17 protein-coding genes are annotated in these 19,353 nt (G+C 68.0%); 6 read left to right on the top strand and 11 right to left on the bottom strand.

Annotated features, from left to right (window positions below; translation table 11 throughout):
* Window positions 1-3: 3 nt before the first annotated feature.
* Together map and phaC are read right to left on the bottom strand one after the other, a co-directional pair.
* On the bottom strand, window positions 4-855 hold the full coding sequence (map, locus tag GTW51_RS00380; protein WP_163041910.1) for a type I methionyl aminopeptidase: 852 nt from the start codon (window positions 853-855) through the stop codon (window positions 4-6).
* Window positions 856-968: 113 nt separating this feature from the next.
* Complete coding sequence (gene phaC, locus GTW51_RS00375) at window positions 969-2,798, bottom strand: class I poly(R)-hydroxyalkanoic acid synthase (RefSeq protein WP_163041909.1); 1,830 nt, start codon at window positions 2,796-2,798, stop codon at window positions 969-971.
* 179 nt (window positions 2,799-2,977) lie between these two features.
* Here phaC and GTW51_RS00370 point away from each other — a divergent pair, with 179 nt between their 5' ends.
* From GTW51_RS00370 to recJ, 5 genes are all read left to right on the top strand, one after another.
* Entirely contained in the window at window positions 2,978-3,421 is a 444-nt protein-coding gene (locus GTW51_RS00370; protein ID WP_163041908.1) for a hypothetical protein, read from the top strand.
* Window positions 3,422-3,473: 52 nt separating this feature from the next.
* Window positions 3,474-4,691 (top strand): LL-diaminopimelate aminotransferase, encoded by a 1,218-nt coding sequence (locus tag GTW51_RS00365; protein WP_163041907.1) that lies wholly within the window; start codon window positions 3,474-3,476, stop codon window positions 4,689-4,691.
* Between the two features lie 40 nt (window positions 4,692-4,731).
* Window positions 4,732-6,036 carry a homoserine dehydrogenase gene (locus tag GTW51_RS00360; RefSeq protein ID WP_163041906.1) on the top strand — a complete coding sequence of 435 codons (1,305 nt, stop codon included), beginning with the start codon at window positions 4,732-4,734 and terminating at the stop codon, window positions 6,034-6,036.
* A 168-nt stretch (window positions 6,037-6,204) separates the two neighbouring features.
* Entirely contained in the window at window positions 6,205-7,194 is a 990-nt protein-coding gene (gene glpX / locus GTW51_RS00355) for a class II fructose-bisphosphatase (RefSeq protein ID WP_163041905.1), read from the top strand.
* 46 nt (window positions 7,195-7,240) lie between these two features.
* Complete coding sequence (gene recJ / locus GTW51_RS00350) at window positions 7,241-9,034, top strand: single-stranded-DNA-specific exonuclease RecJ (protein ID WP_163041904.1); 1,794 nt, start codon at window positions 7,241-7,243, stop codon at window positions 9,032-9,034.
* Here the strand turns inward: recJ and GTW51_RS00345 are convergent.
* Window positions 8,960-11,554 carry a cation:proton antiporter gene (locus tag GTW51_RS00345; protein ID WP_163041903.1) on the bottom strand — a complete coding sequence of 865 codons (2,595 nt, stop codon included), beginning with the start codon at window positions 11,552-11,554 and terminating at the stop codon, window positions 8,960-8,962. The genes recJ and GTW51_RS00345 overlap by 75 nt on opposite strands.
* 184 nt (window positions 11,555-11,738) lie before the next feature.
* Between GTW51_RS00345 and GTW51_RS00340 the strand changes: the two genes are divergently transcribed.
* Window positions 11,739-12,005, top strand: a complete 267-nt coding sequence (locus tag GTW51_RS00340) for a DUF2312 domain-containing protein (protein WP_163041902.1) — start codon at window positions 11,739-11,741, stop codon at window positions 12,003-12,005.
* Window positions 12,006-12,047: 42 nt separating this feature from the next.
* Here GTW51_RS00340 and GTW51_RS00335 read toward each other — a convergent pair whose 3' ends face one another.
* The 8 genes from GTW51_RS00335 to GTW51_RS00300 form a co-directional block, all read right to left on the bottom strand.
* The gene (locus GTW51_RS00335; protein ID WP_163041901.1) at window positions 12,048-12,290 is read right to left on the bottom strand and encodes an Lrp/AsnC family transcriptional regulator; all 243 of its coding nucleotides are present in this window, start codon (window positions 12,288-12,290) and stop codon (window positions 12,048-12,050) included.
* A gap of 60 nt (window positions 12,291-12,350) precedes the next feature.
* Window positions 12,351-13,211 (bottom strand): alpha/beta hydrolase, encoded by an 861-nt coding sequence (locus GTW51_RS00330; protein WP_163041900.1) that lies wholly within the window; start codon window positions 13,209-13,211, stop codon window positions 12,351-12,353.
* 29 nt (window positions 13,212-13,240) lie between these two features.
* The gene (locus GTW51_RS00325) at window positions 13,241-14,461 is read right to left on the bottom strand and encodes an acyl-CoA dehydrogenase (RefSeq protein WP_163041899.1); all 1,221 of its coding nucleotides are present in this window, start codon (window positions 14,459-14,461) and stop codon (window positions 13,241-13,243) included.
* Between the two features lie 145 nt (window positions 14,462-14,606).
* Entirely contained in the window at window positions 14,607-15,302 is a 696-nt protein-coding gene (locus GTW51_RS00320; RefSeq protein ID WP_163041898.1) for an ABC transporter ATP-binding protein, read from the bottom strand.
* Complete coding sequence (locus GTW51_RS00315) at window positions 15,302-16,054, bottom strand: ABC transporter ATP-binding protein (protein WP_163041897.1); 753 nt, start codon at window positions 16,052-16,054, stop codon at window positions 15,302-15,304. Before GTW51_RS00315 ends, GTW51_RS00320 begins: the two co-directional genes overlap by 1 nt.
* Complete coding sequence (locus tag GTW51_RS00310) at window positions 16,051-17,061, bottom strand: branched-chain amino acid ABC transporter permease (protein ID WP_163041896.1); 1,011 nt, start codon at window positions 17,059-17,061, stop codon at window positions 16,051-16,053. The genes GTW51_RS00315 and GTW51_RS00310 overlap by 4 nt, the downstream gene beginning before the upstream one ends.
* Entirely contained in the window at window positions 17,058-17,984 is a 927-nt protein-coding gene (locus tag GTW51_RS00305) for a branched-chain amino acid ABC transporter permease (RefSeq protein ID WP_163041895.1), read from the bottom strand. Before GTW51_RS00305 ends, GTW51_RS00310 begins: the two co-directional genes overlap by 4 nt.
* 113 nt (window positions 17,985-18,097) lie before the next feature.
* Entirely contained in the window at window positions 18,098-19,273 is a 1,176-nt protein-coding gene (locus GTW51_RS00300; RefSeq protein WP_163041894.1) for an ABC transporter substrate-binding protein, read from the bottom strand.
* Window positions 19,274-19,353: the final 80 nt, after the last annotated feature.

Genomic DNA, 19,353 nt, shown 5'->3' with positions numbered 1-19,353 from the left:
CTGCTAGTCGGCCGCGCCGGCCGGCTCGCCGAGGGCGATACCCGGCGTGTCGAGCCCGCCCGGCGACAGCGTGAAGACCTCACAGCCCGTCTCGGTGACGCCGACCGTGTGCTCGTACTGCGCCGACAGCGAGCGGTCGCGGGTGACGGCGGTCCAGCCGTCGTTGAGGATCTTCACGTGCGCCCGGCCGATATTGATCATCGGCTCGATGGTGAAGATCATGCCGGGGCGCATCTCCGCGCCTTCGCCGCGCCGGCCGTAATGGAGGACGTTGGGCGCGTCGTGGAACAGGCGGCCGACGCCATGGCCGCAGAAGTCGCGCACCACGGAACAGCGCTCTGCTTCGGCAAATGTCTGGATCGCCTCGCCGATGTCGCCGATATGGCCGCCCGGGCGCACCTGCTCGATGCCGAGAAGCAGCGACCGATAGGTGACGTCGCAGAGCCTTTCGGCCGCCCGCTTGAGCCGGCCGACCGGATACATGCGGGAGGAGTCGCCATGCCAGCCATCGACGATGAAGGTGACGTCGATGTTGACGATGTCGCCTTCCTTGAGTGGCTTGTCGTTGGGAATGCCGTGGCAGACGACGTGATTGATCGAGGTGCAGACGCTCTTGGTGTAGCCGCGATAGTTCAGCGTCGCCGGCACGGCGTCGTTGGCGACGGCGAAGTCGTAGACGAAGCGGTCGATCGCTTCCGTCGGCAGCCCCGGCTCGACGATCGCCGCCAGCTCGTCCAGGCAGCGCGCCGTCAGTTGGCAGGCGCGGCGCATGCCCGCGAAGGCCGCCGCGTCGTAGAGCCGGATCGCGCCGGTATTGCGCGTCGGATTGGCTTCGGCTTCGAGATAGGTGGTCATGGGCGGGCCGGTCGACGATCAGAGTGGGATGGCGGGACGAAATTGCTCAAGCTGATGTCGCATCGAACCCGACTTGCTTCAACCCCCGAGGTAGAGGCGCCTAGGAGGCGAGGTCAGGCCATGACCTTGACGTACGAGCCGGGGGCGTCTTCCAGCGCTTTGAGCTTGCGGCCGCCGGGCTTGCGCGCCTTGACCCTGGTGCCGGATTGCGGCGCCAGCCATGCCTGCCAATGCGGCCACCAGGAGCCCGGCGTCTCGCCGGCCGCGAGCAGCCAGTCCTCGTAGCCGAGACGGGCCTCGGGCGAGGGGCCGGTCCAGAACTGGTATTTGTGCCTTGCCGGCGGATTGACGACCCCGGCGATATGGCCGGAGCCGGTGAGGACGAAGGTGACGTCCGACCCGAAGGCGAGGCTGCCGACATAGACGCTGCGCGCCGGCGCGATGTGATCGTCCTTGGTGGCAAGGTTGTAGATCGGGATATCCACGGTCGACAGGTCGATCCGGCGGCCGCCGATCTCCATCCGGCCCTGCGACAGCCGGTTCTCGAGATAGCAGTTGCGCAGATAGAAGAGGTGGTTGGCCTTCGGCATGCGGGTGGAATCGGCGTTCCAGTAGAGCAGGTCGAAGGGCAGGGGCTCCTTGCCCTTCAGATAGTTGTTGACGAAATACGGCCAGATGAGATCGCCGGACCGCAGCATGTTGAAGGCCGTCGCCATCTGCGAGCCGTCGAGATAGCCCTTGGCTTCCATGGAGCGCTCGATCAGCTTCAGCTGCGCCTCGTCGACGAAGACCTTGAGGTCGCCGGCATGGGTGAAGTCGATCTGGGTCGTCAGGAAGGTGGTGGAGCGGATGCGGTCGTCACCGCCCGCCTTGAGATAGGCCAGCGAGGCACCCAGCAGCGTGCCGCCGACGCAATAGCCCACGGCGTTGACCTCGCGCTGGGCCGTCGCCGCCTCGATCGTGTCGAGCGCGAAGACGATGCCCTCCTCGATATAGGCCTGCCAGTCCTTGTCGGCCTGCTTTTCCGCCGGGTTCACCCATGAGACGACGAAAACCGTATGTCCCTGGCTCACCAGCCAGCCGATCAGCGACTTCTCCGGGTTGAGGTCGAGAATGTAGAACTTGTTGATCCAGGGCGGCACGATGAGCAGCGGCCGCTTGAAGACGGTCTCGGTCTGCGGCGCGTACTGGATGATCTGGCAAATATCGTTCTGAGCGACCACCTTGCCGGGGGTCACGGCCATGTCGCGGCCGACCTTGAACGTCGAATAGTCGGCCTGGCGCAGCTTCAGCGTGCCGTGGCCGGCGGCCATGTCCTCGGCGAACATCTTCATGCCGCGCACGAGGTTGTCTCCATTGCTGGCGACGGTCTCGCGAAACAGTTCGGGATTGGTGACGACGAAGTTCGAGGGCGAGATCGCGTTGGATACCTGCCGGACATAGAATGCCGCCTTCTGGCGGGTGTGGGGGTCGAGCCCCTCGGCCTTGTCGACGAGGTCGTCGGCCCATCTGGCGGTCAGCAGATAGGCCTGCTTGATGAAATCGAAGAACGGGTGGTTCTGCCATTCGGCGTCGACGAAGCGCTTGTCGCCTGTCGCGGGCGCGACCGGCGGGACGTCTGCCTCGCCGGCGAGGCGCCGGATCGAGTTGTTCCAAACCGCCATGTAGCCGGCGAAAAGCGTCGTCTGTGCCTCGATGGCTCTAGCGGGGTCGGTCAGCCAGTATTCCGAGACCTTGGACAGGGTGGTGATCAACTCGCTCATCGGCAGCGGGCTGCTGTCGACCTCGCCCTTTTCCCGCGGCTCCACCCAGGCGGCGGCCGCCTTGCCGATCTGCTCGAGCATCCGCGCCATGTTGCGTGCGAAGGCTTCCGGGTCCCGAACGACGTAGTCTTCGCCGATCGGACCGGAGCCCTTGCCGTCGTGCGGCTGTTTCGCCGTCATCGTTCTGCCTCCCGTCATGGCCGTGCCCGGCAACCCGCGCGCTGTCCGCCCCATCACCCGGCCGGAAGATCATCTGGCAGGCTGAAGCGCTCTCTTCGACAATCGCGCCGTGTCGCTTTGTAAACGGTCACCCTCTAGGATATGAGACAAAGCGCTGTTTCAAGAAGGCCCTTCTGGCAATGATACCGCTTTCCCTGCTGCGAACCCTTGCCGTCTGCTGCGCCATCGTGCCCGCAGCCGGTTGCCAATCGTTCTTCGGCGACGACGAGGACACCTCGGTCGGCGCCATGCGTCTTGCCGCGGCACCGTCCGTGGCGTCGGCGCAGCGTCGGGACGAGGACGGCTATCCGCTGCTGGGCGCCATGCCGAAGGCCGCGGCGCCCCAACTGACGGATGCCGAGTCGCGGGTCGGCCAGGCGCAACTCGGTGCCATGGCGCAGCGGCGCGCGGCGATACCGCCGGCAACTGGCGCGGCGCAGGTCGCGCGGCTGCAGGCGTTGCGCCAGCGACAGGCGGCCGAGGTCGACGCGGCTTTGGCGCGACGGCCCGAGGCCCAGCAGCCGAGTACGACACCCCGGCAGAGCCCCGAGGACGTGCTGCGCCAAATCGAGGCCGGGCAGTAGACGCAGGTCGTCAATTGCGCCATTCCCGCGAACCAGTCGGGAGACGAGCACCATGGAAGAATTTCACAAAGTCCGCAGACTGCCGCCTTACGTGTTCGAGGAGGTCAATCGACTGAAGGCGGCGGCGCGCGCCGGCGGGGCCGACATCATCGATCTCGGCATGGGCAATCCGGACCTGCCGACGCCTGCCTTCATCGTCGACAAGCTCTGCGAGGTGATCCGCGACCCGCGTTCGCACCGCTATTCGGCGTCGAAGGGCATTGCCGGCCTCCGCAAGGCGCAGGCCGCCTACTACCAGCGGCGCTTCGGGGTGAAGCTCGACCCGGCGACGCAGGTCGTGGCGACGCTCGGCTCCAAGGAAGGCTTCGCCAACATGGCGCAGGCGATCACCGCGCCGGGCGACGTGGTGCTTTGCCCGAACCCGACCTATCCGATCCACGCCTTCGGCTTCCTGATGGCCGGCGGCACGATCCGCGCCATCCCGGCCAAGCCCGACGCCGACTTCCTGGTCGCGATCGACCGCGCAGTCCGCTATTCGATCCCCAAGCCAATCGCGATCATCCTCAACTATCCGGCCAATCCCACCGCCTTCGAGGCAGATCTCGATTTCTACCGCGAGATCGTCGCCTTCGCCCGAAAGCATTCGATCGTCGTCCTCTCCGACCTCGCCTATGCCGAGATCTTCTTTGACGGCTCGCCGCCGCCCTCGATCCTCGAGGTCGACGGGGCGATTGATGTCGCGGTCGAATTCACCTCGATGTCGAAGACCTTCTCGATGCCGGGCTGGCGCATGGGGTTCGCCGTCGGCAACGAGCGCCTGCTGGCGGCGCTGGCGCGGGTGAAGTCCTATCTCGACTACGGTGCCTTCACGCCGATCCAGGTGGCGGCCACGGCCGCACTCAACGCCGGGGACGAGGTGATCGAGGAGGTGCGGACGGTCTATCGCCGCCGCCGCGACGTGCTGGTGGATTCGTTCGGGCGCGCCGGCTGGCAGATCCCGTCGCCGTCCTCGACCATGTTCGCCTGGGCGCCGCTGCCGCCGGCCTATCGCGACATGGGTTCGCTGGAATTCTCCAAGCTGTTGATCGAGAAGGCGGATGTCGCCGTGGCGCCGGGGATCGGCTTCGGCGAGCATGGCGACGACCATGTCCGGATCGCCCTTGTCGAGAACGAGCATCGCATCCGGCAGGCGGCACGCAACATCCGCCGCTTCCTTGCCACCGGCGCGGAAGCCGGGCAGAAGGTCGTTTCTCTGGCCGAGCAACCCTGAGCGGGTGCGCGGCCGCGACGCCAGAAACGATCAGGTACCCATGAACAGTCCCTTGCGGCTCGGCCTCGCCGGGCTTGGAACCGTTGGCGCCAGTCTTGCCCGACTGATCGAAGCCAAGGCCGAGACGCTGGCCAACCGCGTCGGCCGGTCGATCGAGGTCGTCGCCGTCTCGGCGCGCGACCGGTCGAAGGACCGCGGCATCGACATTGCCGGCCTCGCCTGGTTCGACGATCCCGTGGCGCTGGCGTCCGAGGCCGAGATCGACGTCTTCGTCGAACTCGTCGGCGGCGCTGACGGGCCCGCGCACGAAGCGGTGAAGGCCGCGCTCGGCCGGGGCATCCCGGTGGTCACCGCCAACAAGGCGCTGCTCGCCCATCACGGCGTGTCGCTTGCGCGTCTCGCCGCGCGCAAGGGCACCGAGATCCTATTCGAGGCGGCGGTCGCCGGCGGAATCCCGATCATCAAGACGATGCGCGAGGGCCTTTCCGGCAACAGCGTGAGCCGCGTCTACGGCATCCTCAACGGCACCTGCAACTACATGCTGACTCGTATGGAAGCGGAAGGGATCGCCTTCGACGACTGCCTGGCCGACGCCCAGCGGCTCGGCTACGCCGAGGCCGACCCGACCTTCGACATCGGCGGATTCGATGCCGCGCACAAGCTGGCGATCCTGACCTCGCTCGCCTTCGGCTGCGAGATCGATCTCGACAGCGTCTTCATCGAGGGAATCTCCGCGGTCACCAACGACGACATCGCGGCGGCGGCCGAACTCGGCTACCGGATCAAGCTGCTGGCCGTCGCCTGCCGCACCGATACCGGCATCGAGCAGCGCGTCCACCCGACGATGATCCCGTCGAGCTCGGCCATGGCACAGGTGAACGGCGTGACCAACGCCGTCGCCGTCGACAGCGACCTACTCGGCTCGATCTTGCTCGCCGGTCCCGGCGCCGGTGGCGATGCGACCGCCTCGGCCGTCCTGTCGGACATCATGGATGTTGCCGGTGGGGTGCTGCCGCCGACGCTCGGCCTGCCGCCGGCCAAGCTCGCGCCCTACAAGCGAGCCCGGATGCGCGCGCATGAAGGCGGCTACTACATTCGCCTGTCGGTCTACGACCGCGTCGGGGCCTTCGCCTCGATCGCCCGGCGCATGGCCGAGAACCAGATCTCGCTGGAATCGATCGTGCAGCGCAAGCTGCCGGGTGCCGTTGATCCCTCCACCGCACCGGTCGTTCTCGTCACTCACGAGACCACCGAGGCCGCCGTCCGCAAGGCGCTGGAGGCGGTGTCGAAGGACGGTCACCTGAAGGGCGAGCCGAAGATGATCCGCATCGAGTCGCTCAATTAGAAGCTGGCGGCATCCTGTGGCTGAGAGATGCCGCTGGATCATCGCGACAGACCGGCCGGCGCATGCGGCGTTGCGCCGGCGACATTGCGCTTTCACACGGCCGGGACATATCAGGCGCAGGCTGAAGCCGGGGCGAACATCCGGACGCCGCACGAGGGAGACGGGGACATGAGCGACGGCAACACAGGCGGCGAGATGCTGGACCGGGTCCTGACGCTCGAGATTGCCCGGGTCACCGAGAAGGCGGCCGTCGCGGCGGCCCGGCTGCGCGGGCGCGGCGACGAGAAGGCCGCCGACCAGGCCGCTGTCGACGCGATGCGTTCGGAGCTCAACCAGCTGGCCATCGACGGCGTCATCGTCATCGGCGAGGGAGAGCGCGACGAGGCGCCGATGCTCTACATCGGCGAATCGGTCGGCACCAAGGCCGGGCCGAAGGTCGATATCGCGCTGGATCCGCTCGAGGGCACCACGGTCTGCGCCAAGAACCTGCCGAACTCGCTCGCCGTGATCGCCATGGCGGTGCGCGGCAGCCTGCTCAATGCCCCGGACGTCTACATGGAGAAGATCGCCGTCGGCCCCGGCTATCCGGACGGCATCGTCAATCTGGCGCTGTCTCCGGAGGAGAATCTTACGGCGCTGGCCAGGGCGAAGGGGGTGAACATTACCGAGATCACCGCCTGCATACTCGATCGCCCGCGTCACGCGCAGCTCATCGAGACGGTGCGCGCGGCGGGCGCCGCGATCCGCCTGATCGGCGATGGCGACGTCGCCGGCGTGATTCACACGACCGATTCGGAAGAGACCGGAATCGACATCTACATGGGCATCGGCGGCGCGCCGGAAGGCGTGCTCGCGGCGGCGGCGTTGCGCTGCACTGGCGGCCAGATGCAGGGCCGGCTGCAGCTCAACACCAACGAGAAGCGCGCCCGCGCGGAAAAGATGGGGATCAGCGATCCCTACCGGATCTACACGGCCGAGGAGATGGCCTCCGGCGACGTGATCTTCGCCGCCACCGGCGTCACCGACGGCAACCTGCTCGACGGCGTGCGTTTCTACCGCGACCGGGTGACCACCCACACGCTGGTGATGCGCTCGCGCTCCCGCACCATCCGCGAGATGCGGGCGCAGCATTACGACCGGGCGAAGTTCACCGCCTGATCGCCGGCTCTTGCACCCGCCGACCGTCGCCGCCAGAACGGGGGCAATGCCTGAAACCCACCGCACTTTCCTCGGCGTCGATTCGTCCCTCGGCGGACGGCGCTGGCTGAACGCTCTCGATACGCGCGCCGAGGGGGCGGCGCTGCGTATCGCGCAGCTTCACGGCCTCCCGGACATCGTCAGCCGGGTCCTCGCCGGCCGCGGCATCGACGACCGCCAAGCGCTGGCATTCCTCGAGCCGCGGCTGCGCGACCTGATGCCGGACCCGGCAACGCTGACCGACATGGATGCGGCCGCGGCGCGCCTCGCCGACGCGATCGACGCAGGCGAGACCGTCGCGATCTTCGGCGACTACGACGTCGACGGCGCGGCTTCGGCGGCGCTGCTCTGGCGGTACCTCAACCATTTCGGCGTCACCGCCACGATCCGCATTCCCGATCGCATCACCGAAGGCTACGGGCCGAACCCGGAGGCGATGCGAGAACTCGCCGCCGACGGCGCGACGCTGATCGTCACCGTCGACTGCGGAACCGGCAGCTTCGAATCGATCGACGCTGCCCGCGACCTCGGCGTCGACGTGGTGGTGCTCGACCATCACCAGACCGGCCCGGAGCTGCCGGCGGCGAGGGCGGTGGTGAACCCCAACCGCCAGGACGACCTCTCCGGCCTTGGCCATCTCTGCGCCGCTGGCGTCGTGTTCATGAGCCTCGTCGCCCTGTCGCGGGAACTGCGGCGACGCGGCCGGCCAGCGGCCTCGCTGCCCGACATCTTCGCCATGCTGGACCTCGTCGCGCTGGCGACGGTCTGCGACGTCGTCCCGCTGATCGGGCTGAACCGCGCCTTCGTCGTTCAGGGCCTCCGGGTCATGCACGCGCAGCGCAATGTCGGGCTGGCCGCGCTGGCGCGGGTGGCGCGGCTGTCCGGGCCGGTCGAGTGCCATCACCTCGGCTTCCTCATCGGGCCGCGGATCAACGCCGGCGGGCGGATCGGCGATGCCTGGCTCGGCAGCCGGCTGCTGTGCCTCGAGGAGGCCTCCGAAGCCGACGAGCTGGCGGCGCGCCTGCACGGGCTGAACGAGGAACGGCAGGCAATGGAGCAGGTGATGCTCCAGGAGGCCGAGGCCGAAGTGGCGGCGGAGATCGGCACCGGTGAGGGGCCGGCCGTGCTGGTCGCGGCATCGGCCGGCTGGCATCCGGGCATCGTCGGCCTCTTGGCCGCGCGGCTGAAGGAGCGCCATCGCCGGCCGGCTTTCGCCATCGCCTTCGATGCGTCGGGCCGTGGTACGGGTTCGGGACGGTCGATCCCGGGCTTCGACCTTGGCCGGCTGGTGCGCGAGGCGGTGGCGGCGGGCATCCTGGTCAAGGGCGGCGGCCATGCCATGGCGGCCGGGGTGACGATACAGAAGGAACGGCTTGGCGATCTGCGCGCCTTCCTCGAGGCGGGCGCTGCCGCCTCGGTCGGCGCGCTGCGCGAGGGCGACACGCTGAAGCTCGATGGCTCGGTCAGCGCGGCCGGCCTGACGCCGGCCCTCTACGCCACGATCGCACGGGCCGGGCCGTTCGGCGCCGGCCATGGCGAGCCTGTCTTCGCGCTGCCGCGGCACCGCATCGGCTCCTCCTCGATCGTCGGTAAGGGACACGTCCGCGCGACGCTGTCGGGCGCCGACGGCAGCAGCGTCTCGGCGATCGCCTTCAAGGCGGCGGAAACCGCGGTGGGTCGTCGGCTGCTGGAAGCCCGCGACCGGCCGGTGCATGCGGCGGGGACGCTATCGCTCGACCGGTTCCGCGGCCGCGAGGAGGTGCGCTTCCGGATCCTCGATCTGGCCGAAGCCTTCGACTGAACCGGATTGCCGGCTGCCGCCCGCCGCGGGGACGGCAATCGGCCCGGCGGCATTCTGGTCGCGCCGCTGCCGGGCGATCGCCTCGATGCGCTTCCTGAGCGCCGGGTGCATCGCCAGGAAACGCCGGAAATCCGCGGCCGACAGGCGGAGCAGGGCGCAGTAGGCGATGGCGGTGACGTCGGCCTGCCGGCGCTGGTCGAAGAGCAAGGCCATCTCGCCGAAGATCTCGCCGCGACCGAGCCGGATCAGGCTGGCGCCGGTGTCGATCTCGACGGCACCGGACGAGATGAAATAGGCGGCGTCGCCGACTTCGCCGCGCCTGATGATCCGCATGCCCGGCTCGGCGAAGAAGGGCCGCATCAGCGGCGCCAGATCTTGCCGTTCGCGCCCCGACAGTTCGACGAAAAGCTCGCTCCGCTCGATCAGCGTCGCGGTGTCGAGCCCGAGATCGAGGGCCGGACGGCGGAAACGGGCGTTGCCGCGGGCGGTCCGGCCCGCCAGCACGTCGCGCTCGACTTCGCTGCTGATCACGCCGGAACGACGAAGCCGCTCGATCTCGACGAGTTCGACCGCCTGCGCCGCACGAACCACGAAGCTGCGCTCCAGTTCGGTGACGTAGGCCGGGTATTGCAGCCGGACGGCGGCAATCTCTCGTTCGAGCAGGCCCAGCCGCTCGACGAGCACCTCGGCGGCCTCCGCGATGGTTGCCGACCCGAGCACGGGCCGCAGCTCGCGTTCGGCGACTTGCGGCAGCGAGCCGACGACGAGCGAGGCCTCGATCAGCATTTCGAACCGGATTGCGAGGCGTCGCGACAGGAGCCGGCTGTAGCCGAGGCGGCGCTGCAGGGCGAAGGCGATCCGGTCGACCGGGGCAAAATCGATCTCGGCGGCGTTGGCGGAACGGTAGCCCTCGATGCCGCCGCTTCGCGCCAAGTCGAGCCGGCGCCGCGCATCTGCGGCCAGCCGCCGCGCGATGGGGGGCGCCACCGTGCCGTCGGCGAAATGCTCGAGGATCATCTCGCGCTCGCGCGCCGTCAGCGCGACCAGCGCGATCGCCGTCCGGGCGGGCTGCGGCAGGTCGCCGACGGTCGACCCGGGCGGCGGAATGCCTGCCGTGTCGCTCGGCTGGGCGAGGCTCGGCTGATCGTCTGGCGCGTGGCCGAAGCGGCGGCCCATGTCGTTGGCAAACTGTTGGACCCGGCCGCCGGCGACATCGAGCGCCAGATCGCGGACCGAGCGGTCGACGTCGTTCAATCGGTCGAGGCCGAGCCGCTGGATGAGCGGCCGCAGCGTGGTGCCCTGGACGAGCAGCGTCATCAGCGTGAAGCCGGTGGCAAGCGTTACCACGAAGGTCGCGATCGGACGCGGAATGGCGGGGTTCTCCAGCACCGCTAGTGCCAGAGCGAGGGTCATCGAGCCACGCAGGCCGCCCCACAGGACGACCACCCGGTAGGGCACCGAAATCGGCGAGGACAGGCCGAAGCGCGTCAGCAGCGGCAGCATGTCGAACAGCACCAGCGCCCGGGTCAGGAGCGCGGCGACGAAGACGACGAGCAGCAGCACGACGTCGAAGGGCCGCAGGTCGGACAGGAGCCGCGGCAGAAGCAGCGCGGTAAGGACGAAGATCAGGATCGACGACCACGAGGCGAGCTGTTCCCAGGTATCCGACAGATGCCGCCACAGGACGCCCGTCACCCGTCCGGGCGCCAGCGAGGCAAGGGCGACGCCGGCGGTGGCCACGGCCACGACGCCGGAGACGCCGACCACCCGCTCCGCCACCCAGAAGGAAAGATAGGGAAGCGCGAGGCTGAGCGACGCCGTGGTCACCCGGTCCTCGCCGATCAGCTTCAGCAGCTGGATGAACAGCCAGGCGGCGACGAAGCCGAGCAGCACGCCGCCGATCGGCAGGAGGATGAGATCCTTGATCGCGCCCATCGTTCCGACCGAGCCGGGTGCGATGATCGCGGCCGAGAAGATCAGTGCGAGCGAGATGGCGGCGGCATCGTTGAACAGGCTCTCGCCCTCGACGAGCCGGGTCAGCCGCTCGGGCGCGCCGACATCGCGGAAGATCGCGATCACCGCGACGGGGTCGGTCGTTGCGACCAGCGATGCAAGCAGCAGGCAGGCGAGCAGCGGCATGCCGGCGACTGGCCACAGGAACAGCGCGACGCCGAACGTCGCCACCACGACCGCCACCAGCGCCAGCAGCAGGATCGGCAAAAGATCCTCGCGCACCCGGTGCAGATCGACCTCGAGGGCGCTCTGGAAGATCAGGGTCGGCAAGAAGACGTAGAGGAACAGGCTGGAGCCGATCGGCAGGTCGACGATCGCGGCGGCGAGCTCGACCGGCAGCAGGCCGCCCGGATTCTGCAGCGAATAATGGCAGGCAAAGCCGAGCGTCGCGCCGCCGACGGCCCAGACGATCGAGACTGGAAGCCGCAGCCGTGTCGCGAGTGGGCGGGCCAGCGCTCCGAGGGCGACGAGCGATGCGATCAGAACAACAACGCTGGAGACGTTCATCCGGCCGGCCGACTTCCTGATGCGATCCCGCTCGCGTCGAACCGGGCGAGCGGCCCATCGCATGCGACACTCTGGTACAGGACCGGCGGTTTCTCAAGCGGGGCGGCGCTGGCCACCACCGCGGTTAAGGAAGCGGTTACCCGCCGACGGGATAGTGCGGCTTCCGGTTCACAAAGGAGAAACCATGGACGATACGGCAGGAATCGCAGGCGGCCAGGTGCGCGCCTTCGTGGAGCGCGTCGAGCATATCGAGGCGGAGATCCAGGAGCTGAACGAGGGCAAGAAGGAAGTCTTCGCAGAAGCCAAAGGCGAGGGATTCGACGTCAAGATTCTCAAGGAAATCATAAAGTTGCGGAAGCTTGACAAGGAAGAGCGCGAAGAGCACGAGACACTGCTCGACGTCTATCTGCGGGCGATGGAACAGGCGCCCGCGGCCGCCAACGCCGCCTGATCCTCGACGTCGGGGCGGGCTCTCGTCCGCCCCGCGACTCGCTCAGCCGAACGCCTTGAACGCGACCAGCGTGAACGTGTCGGCGACACCGTCCACCGTCTGCAGCCGCTCGGTGACGAAGTGTCCGATGTCCTGATCGTCCTCGAGGTAGAACTTGGCGATCAGGTCGTAATTGCCGGAGGTGGAATAGACCTCGGAGATCTCGGCGACGTCCTGCACGAGCGCGTCGGCGACGCCGTAGGCCTTGCCGGGGCGGCACTTGAACTGGACGAAGATGGTCTTCATGAGCGCTCGCTTCGACGCCTCGCGCGGCGCCTGATGTCGGTTGTGGTGGGGGCGACCGTTTCAGCCGGTGCCGGTGCCCGTCAAGGTCGCGACGAGATCGCTTGCGGGATCGAGCAGTTCGTCGACGACGTCGAAATGATGCCGGCCCGGCGCCTCGACCGCGCGGACCCGCGCGCCGAGCCCGTGCCAGACGTTGGCAAGCAGCGCGTTCTGGCGGCGGAACTCCGGCAGCTCGGCGCCGCCGGCGAGGCACAGCAGCCGGACACCGTCACGCGGCTCCAGCAGCGCTGGGCTTTCCGCGCGGGCCGTTGCGAGGTCGAGGCGGAGCACGTCGTTCATCGCGGTGCGCAGCAGCGGGCGGAGATCATGGACGCCGCTGATCGAGACGACGCGGTCGATTCGTTCCGCGGTGGCTGAATTGATCGGCGCATCCGTGCAGAGCATGCACGATACTAGGTGGCCGCCGGCAGAATGACCGGCGAGGCTGATCGGGCCATCGATCTCGCCGGCCACCGTGTCGAGGAAGGCACCGATCTCGCGCGTGATGGCCGGAATCGTCGTCTCCGGGCACAGCGTGTATTCCGGCAGGGCGACCGCGAAACCGCGGGCGAGCGCGCCGCCGGCGAAATGCGACCAGGCGGCAATGGCCTGGCCCTTCCAGTAACCGCCATGGACGAAGACGACGAGCCCCGCCGGCGCGCCTTCGGGCAGGAACAGGTCGTAATGCTGGCGCGGCTGGGCGCCGTAGGGGACTGCCAGCCGGGCCCGGCCGGCCAGCGTCAGGCGATCGCGGAACGTGGCGGCGTCGGCGAGCCAGCGTGGACCGTAAGTGGCAGAGTCGAGGATCGCGGCGCCGTTGGCATAGGCGGCGTCGAAATCGCCGATCGGCTCGCCGCCGGTCCAGATCGTGTCGTGCTGCATGGCTGGCTCGCCTACGCGTATCCGCTCGTTCAGAAGAACGCCTGGAGGCCCGTCTGCGCCTTGCCGAGGATCAGCGCGTGGACGTCGTGGGTGCCCTCGTAGGTGTTGACGGTCTCGAGGTTTTGGGCGTGGCGCATGACGTGATACTCGCCCATGATGCCGTTGCCGCCGTGCATGTCGCGAGCCGTCCGGGCGATGTCGAGCGCCTTGCCGCAGTTGTTGCGCTTGACGAGACTGATCATCTCCGGAGCCATCTTCCCTTCGTCGAACAGCCGCCCGACCCGCAAGCTCGCCTGGAGCCCGAGGGCGATCTCGGTCTGCATGTCGGCAAGCTTCTTCTGGACGAGCTGCGTCGCCGCCAGCGGGCGGCCGAACTGGGTGCGCTCCATCGTATAGGAGAGGGCGCGCTTCCAGCTGTCCTCGGCAGCACCCATGACGCCCCACGAAATGCCGTAGCGGGCCCGGTTGAGGCAGCCGAACGGTCCCTTGAGGCCGCTGACATTCGGCAGCAGCGCCTCCTCAGGCACCTCGACACCGTCCATGACGATCTCGCCGGTGACGGAGGTGCGCAGTGACAGCTTGCCCTCGATCTTCGGGGCGGTGAGGCCCTTCATGCCCTTGTCGAGGATGAAGCCGCGAATGGCGCCGTCATGCGCCGCGGATTTCGCCCAGACGACGAAGACATCGGCGATCGGCGAGTTGGAAATCCACATCTTGGCGCCGGACAGGCGATAGCCGCCGTCGATCTTCTCGGCCCGGGTCTTCATGCCGGAAGGGTCGGAGCCGGCATCCGGCTCGGTCAGGCCGAAGCAGCCGACCCATTCGCCGCTGGCGAGCTTCGGCAGGTATTTGCGGCGCTGGTTCTCGTCGCCATAGGCGTGGATCGGATACATGACCAGCGAGGACTGGACGCTCATCATCGAGCGGTAGCCGGAATCGACCGCCTCGACGGCGCGGGCAACGAGGCCGTAGGAAACGTAGGATGCGCCGGCGCAGCCGTAATCTTCCGGCAGCGTCAGGCCGAGCAGGCCGAGCGCGCCCATCTCCTCGAAGATCGGCCGGTCGGTGGTCTCGTTCTGGTAGGCCGCCACGACGCGCGGGCGCAGCGATTCCTCGGCGAAGGATTGAGCGGTCTCGTAGATCAGCCGCTCGTCTTCAGTCAGCTGGTCGGTGAGGCGGAACGGGTCGGACCAGTCGAACGCGGCCATCGAATGGCTGGGGGCGGGCGCTGCGGCGGGGGCGGTCGACATGGCGTTTTCCTTCCTGCTGTCCTTGTGGCGGGGCAAAGGCTCTGGCTGCGAGCAGCCGGCCGCCCCGCGCGGGTCCCGTCAGCCATAGTCCCCCTCACGCCGCGGCGAAATAGCAAACACTGCCGCAGGCACGGCGCAATGGCCGTCAGACGTGGAGGAAGCGGTCCTTCACGTCCGGGCTGGCGCGCAGTTCTTCGGTGGTACCGGTCCAGGCAACCCGGCCCTTCTCGATGACGACATGGCGGTCGGCGAAGCGCGATAGCGCCTCGACATTCTTGTCGATGACGAGGATGGCCGCTCCCTCGTTCTTGATCGCGGCGAGACAGGTCCAGATCTCCTCGCGGATCAGCGGTGCAAGCCCCTCGGTCGCCTCGTCGAGCACGACCAGTCGCGGATTGGTCATCAGTGCGCGGCCGACGGCGAGCATCTGCTGTTCGCCGCCGGAGATCTGGTCGCCGTGGTTGCGCCGCCGCTCCTTGAGCCTGGGGAACAGGCGGTAAACGGCCGGGAGGTCCCAGTGGGAAGTGGCGCTGGCGCGGTGTGTGGCCACGAGATTTTCCTCAACGGTGAGGGTCGGGAAGATCTGTCGTCCCTCCGGGACGAGGCCGAGACCACCGCGGGCAATCAGATGCGGTTCCTTGCCGGTGACGTCCTCGCCGTCGACCATAACCCGACCTCCGGTCGGCTTGAGCAGGCCGAAGATTGACCGGACCGTCGTCGTCTTGCCCATGCCGTTGCGCCCCAGCAGCGTCACGACCTCGCCGGCTTCGACGTCGAAGTCGATGCCGAACAGGATGCGCGATTCGCCGTAGGCGGCTTCGAGGCCCTCGATCCGCAGCATCAGCCGACCTCCTCGCCGAGATAGGCGGCGCGCACCTCGGGGTTGCTGCGGATCGCCGACGGCGCATCGGTGGCGATCAGCCTTCCGTAGACCAGCACGCTGACCCGGTCGGCGAGGGCGAAGACCGCCTCCATGTCGTGTTCGACGAGAACAATCGTGTGCGTCGCCTTCAACTCCCGCATCAGCGCGACGAGCACGGCCGATTCCTCGTGGCCAGTGCCGGCAAGCGGCTCGTCGAGCAGCAGCAGCCGGGCGCCGGTGGCGAGCGCGATGGCGATCTCCAGCTGGCGCTTTTCGCCATGCGATAGGCTGCCGGCGCGGCGATCGGCGCGATCGGCCAGCCCGACGCGGGCGAGCGCCGCAATGGCAGCTTCGTTGAGGTCGGCCTCGCGGGCGGCCGGCGTGAAGAACCGAAAGCTCGAGCCGGAGCGCGCCTGGACGGCAGCGGCGGCGTTCTCGAGGACGCTGAACCCGTCGAGGATCGAGGTGATCTGGAAAGAGCGCGCCATGCCCTGATGGACGCGCTCGGGCACGCCGAGTCGGGTGATGTCCTCGCCGGCGAAATGCACGCTGCCGGCATCGCTCGAAAGGCTTCCCGACAGCTGGTTGATCAGCGTCGTCTTGCCGGCGCCGTTCGGGCCGATGATCGCGTGGAGTTCGCCGTACGCGACCTCGAAGCTGATGTCGTCGCTGACGGGGAGCGCGCCGAAACGCTTGCTGAGGCCGCGAACGGAAAGGAGTGGGCCGCTCAACGCCGGGCTCCGCCGGTGACACGCGCCGCGAATCCGGCAATGCCGCCGCGGCTGAACAGCGCCAGCAGGACAAGGACGATGCCAAGACCGAGCCGCCAGTGCTCCGAGAAGCGCGCCAGCCAGTCCTCGAGCAGCAGGAAGGCGACGGCGCCGACGATGGGACCGACCAGCGTGCCCATGCCGCCCAGCACGACCATGACGATCAGCTCGCCGGAGCGCTGCCAGCTCATGAAGGCGGGCGCGACGAACTCGGCCTGGTTGGCGAGGAAGACGCCGGCAAGCCCGGCAAGGGCCCCGGCGATGACGTAGGCAATGAGCTGATAGGCGAAGGGCGCGAAGCCGATGGCTTCCATGCGGGTCCGGTTGTCGCGCGTGCCGCGCAGCACCCGGCCGAAGCGCGATGCGACGATGGCGCGAAGTGCGAGAAACGCCACGGCGAGGCAGAGGAACACAGCGTAGAAGAGCATCAGGTCGCTCTCCAGCAGGTCGGTGCCGAAGAGGGTCGAACGCGACGGCAGTGAGATGCCGTCGTCGCCGCCATAGGCCGAGAGCGAGACCATGAAGAAATATGCCATCTGGCCGAAGGCCAGGGTGATCATGATGAAGTAGACGCCGCGCGTCCGCAGCGAGATCGCCCCGGTGGCGAGGGCGAAGAGGCTTGATGCGGCAATCGCCACGACCGCCTGGATGAGGACGTCGTCGATGCCATGGACGGCGAGGATCGCCACGGCATAGGCGCCGATCCCGAGAAAGGCGGCGTGGCCGAACGACACCAGCGCGCCGTAGCCGAGGATGAGGTCGAGCGACATGGCGGCGAGGCCGAAGATCATCACCCGCGTCGCGATGACCAGCAGGAACGGGTCGTCCAGCATGTGCGCGAGCAGCGGGAACAGCGCGAGCCCCGAAAACAGCAGTCCCGCGGCCGTCGCCGCGCCGGGTCGCCCGACATAGGGGCGCCGCGCTGGCTGGTGCTGCGGGGAAGCGAGAGGCCGCGCGTCGGCCCTCATCGCGCCGCGACCTTGACTGGGAACAGGCCGGTTGGGCGCAGGAACAGCACCGCCGCCATCAGGATGTAGATCAGCATCGGTGCCAGCGTCCGGCCCGTCTGGGAGGCGGCCGCCGGATCCATCAGCGTGCGCAGCAGGATCGGCCCGAAGGTCCGGCCCAGCGTGTCGACGAGACCGACGATGATCGCCGCGACGAAGGCGCCGCGGATCGAGCCGACGCCGCCGATGACGATGACCACGAAGGTCAGGATCAGGATGCTGTCGCCCATGCCGGGCTCGACGGAGAGGATCGGCGCGACCAGTGCGCCGGCCAGCGCCGCCAGCATGGCGCCGAGGCCGAAGACCAGCATGAACAGCCGCTTGATGTCGACGCCGAGCGCCGAGACGATCGGTGCATTGCTGGCGCCGGCCCGCAGCAGCATGCCGATCCGCGTGTGGTGGACGAGAAGGTAGAGCCCGAGCGCAGTCGCAAGGCCCGCGCCGATGATGACCAGCCGGAAGAGCGGGTAGCGCATGTTGCCGATCAGCGGGATCGAGCCGGAGAGGATATCGGGGATCGGCACGCTCAGCGGCGCGGCGCCCCAGAGGATCTTCACGCCCTCGTTGAGGATCAGGATCAGGCCGAAGGTCGCCAGCACCTGGTCGAGATGGTCGCGCTCGTAGAGCCGCTGGAAGATCAGACGTTCGAGCAGGATGCCGAAGGCGAGGGCGACGGGCAGGGCCAGCGCCAGGCCGAGGAAGAAGTCGCCGGTATAGGCGGTGAAGGTCGCCGCGAGATAGGCGCCGACCATGTAGAGGACGCCGTGGGCGAGGTTGATCAGATCCATGATGCCGAAGATCAGCGTCAGGCCCGCCGCCACCAGGAACAGCAGGATCCCGAACTGGAGACCGTTGAGGGTCTGAAGCAGAAAGAGATTGAACATCCGGCTCCTTCGGGGACGATCACGGGTCGCCCCCGGTCAAGACCGCCGGCGGCGCGCCGACGCTTAGCGGTCGGCGCGCAGGGTCTGCAAGTCCGACGTGGAGCGGCCAGTCGTCAGTTCATCTGGCAGGAAGCGGCATAATTGTCGGCATAGTCCTCGAAGATCGTCTCGGCGATCTGCGTCTCGAACTTGCCGTCCTCGCGCTTGGCCGCTGTCACCAGGTAGAAATCCTGGATCGGGAAGTGGTTCGGGCCGAAGGCGAAGTCGCCGCGGAGGGAAGTGAAGTCGGCGGCCGCGAGCGCGGCGCGCAGCGCATCCTTGTCGGCGAGATCGCCGCCGACGGCCTTCACCGCGCTGTCGATCAGCAGCGCCGCGTCGTAGCCGTGCATGGCGTAGCTGCCGGGAACGGTGCCGTATTTCGCCTCGTAGGCCGCGACGAATGCCTTGGACTGCGGATTGTCCATGTTCGGGGCCCAGTTGGAGCCACCGAAGAAGCCAACCGCGGCATCCTGCGTCGCCGGCAGGGTCGTCTCGTCGACGGTGAAGGCGGAGAGAAACGGGATCGTCTCGAGCCCCGCCTGGCGGTACTGCTTGACGAGGTTGACGCCCATGCCGCCCGGCATGAAGGCATAGACCGCGTCCGGCTGCTCGGCGGCGATCTGCGCCAGTTCGGCCGAGAAATCGAGCTGGCCGAGCGGGGTGTAGATCTCGTTGACCACTTCGCCTTCGTAGGAATTCTTGAAGCCGGCCAACGCGTCCTTGCCGGCCTGGTAGTTCGGGGCGAGAAGGAAGACCCGGCCGAAGCCCTGATCCTGGGCATATTTGCCGAGCACCTCGTGATTCTGGTCGTTCTGGTAGGAGACGGCGAAGAAGTTCGGGTTGCACTCGGCGCCGGCAAGGTTCGAGGGACCGGCGTTCGGGCTGATCAGGAAGGCGCCGGCGTCGGTGACCGGCTTGGCGATCGCGCCGGCGATGTTGGAGAAGATCGGGCCGACGACGAAATCGGCGCCGTCGCGCTCGACCAGTTCCTTGGCCTTGTTGACCGCCACGTCGGGCTTGAGTTCGTCGTCGACGATCTTCACGTCCGTCGCCACCCCTCCAAGCGTTCCGCCCATCTCCTCGACCGCCAGCAGGAAGCCGTCTCGCGCCTGCTCGCCGAGTACGGCTGCCGGACCGCTGAGATTGACCATCACGCCGACGGTCAGCGTCTCGGCTTGCTGCGCCACGGCCGCGCCCATCAGCGCCGTGGTCGCGAGGAGGCCGAGTGTGGCGGATCGAACGAACTTCATGCCTGTATCTCCCGACAACGGCGCATTTTCCTGCTGAATTTCCGGTGCGCCACCGGCCGGCGCGGATCGTGCAGAATTGT

Source organism: Aurantimonas aggregata (genome assembly GCF_010500835.1).
In the GTDB taxonomy this organism is placed as follows: Bacteria; Pseudomonadota; Alphaproteobacteria; order Rhizobiales; family Rhizobiaceae; genus Aurantimonas; species Aurantimonas aggregata.
This window is presented reverse-complemented; position numbering and strand designations above follow the sequence as displayed.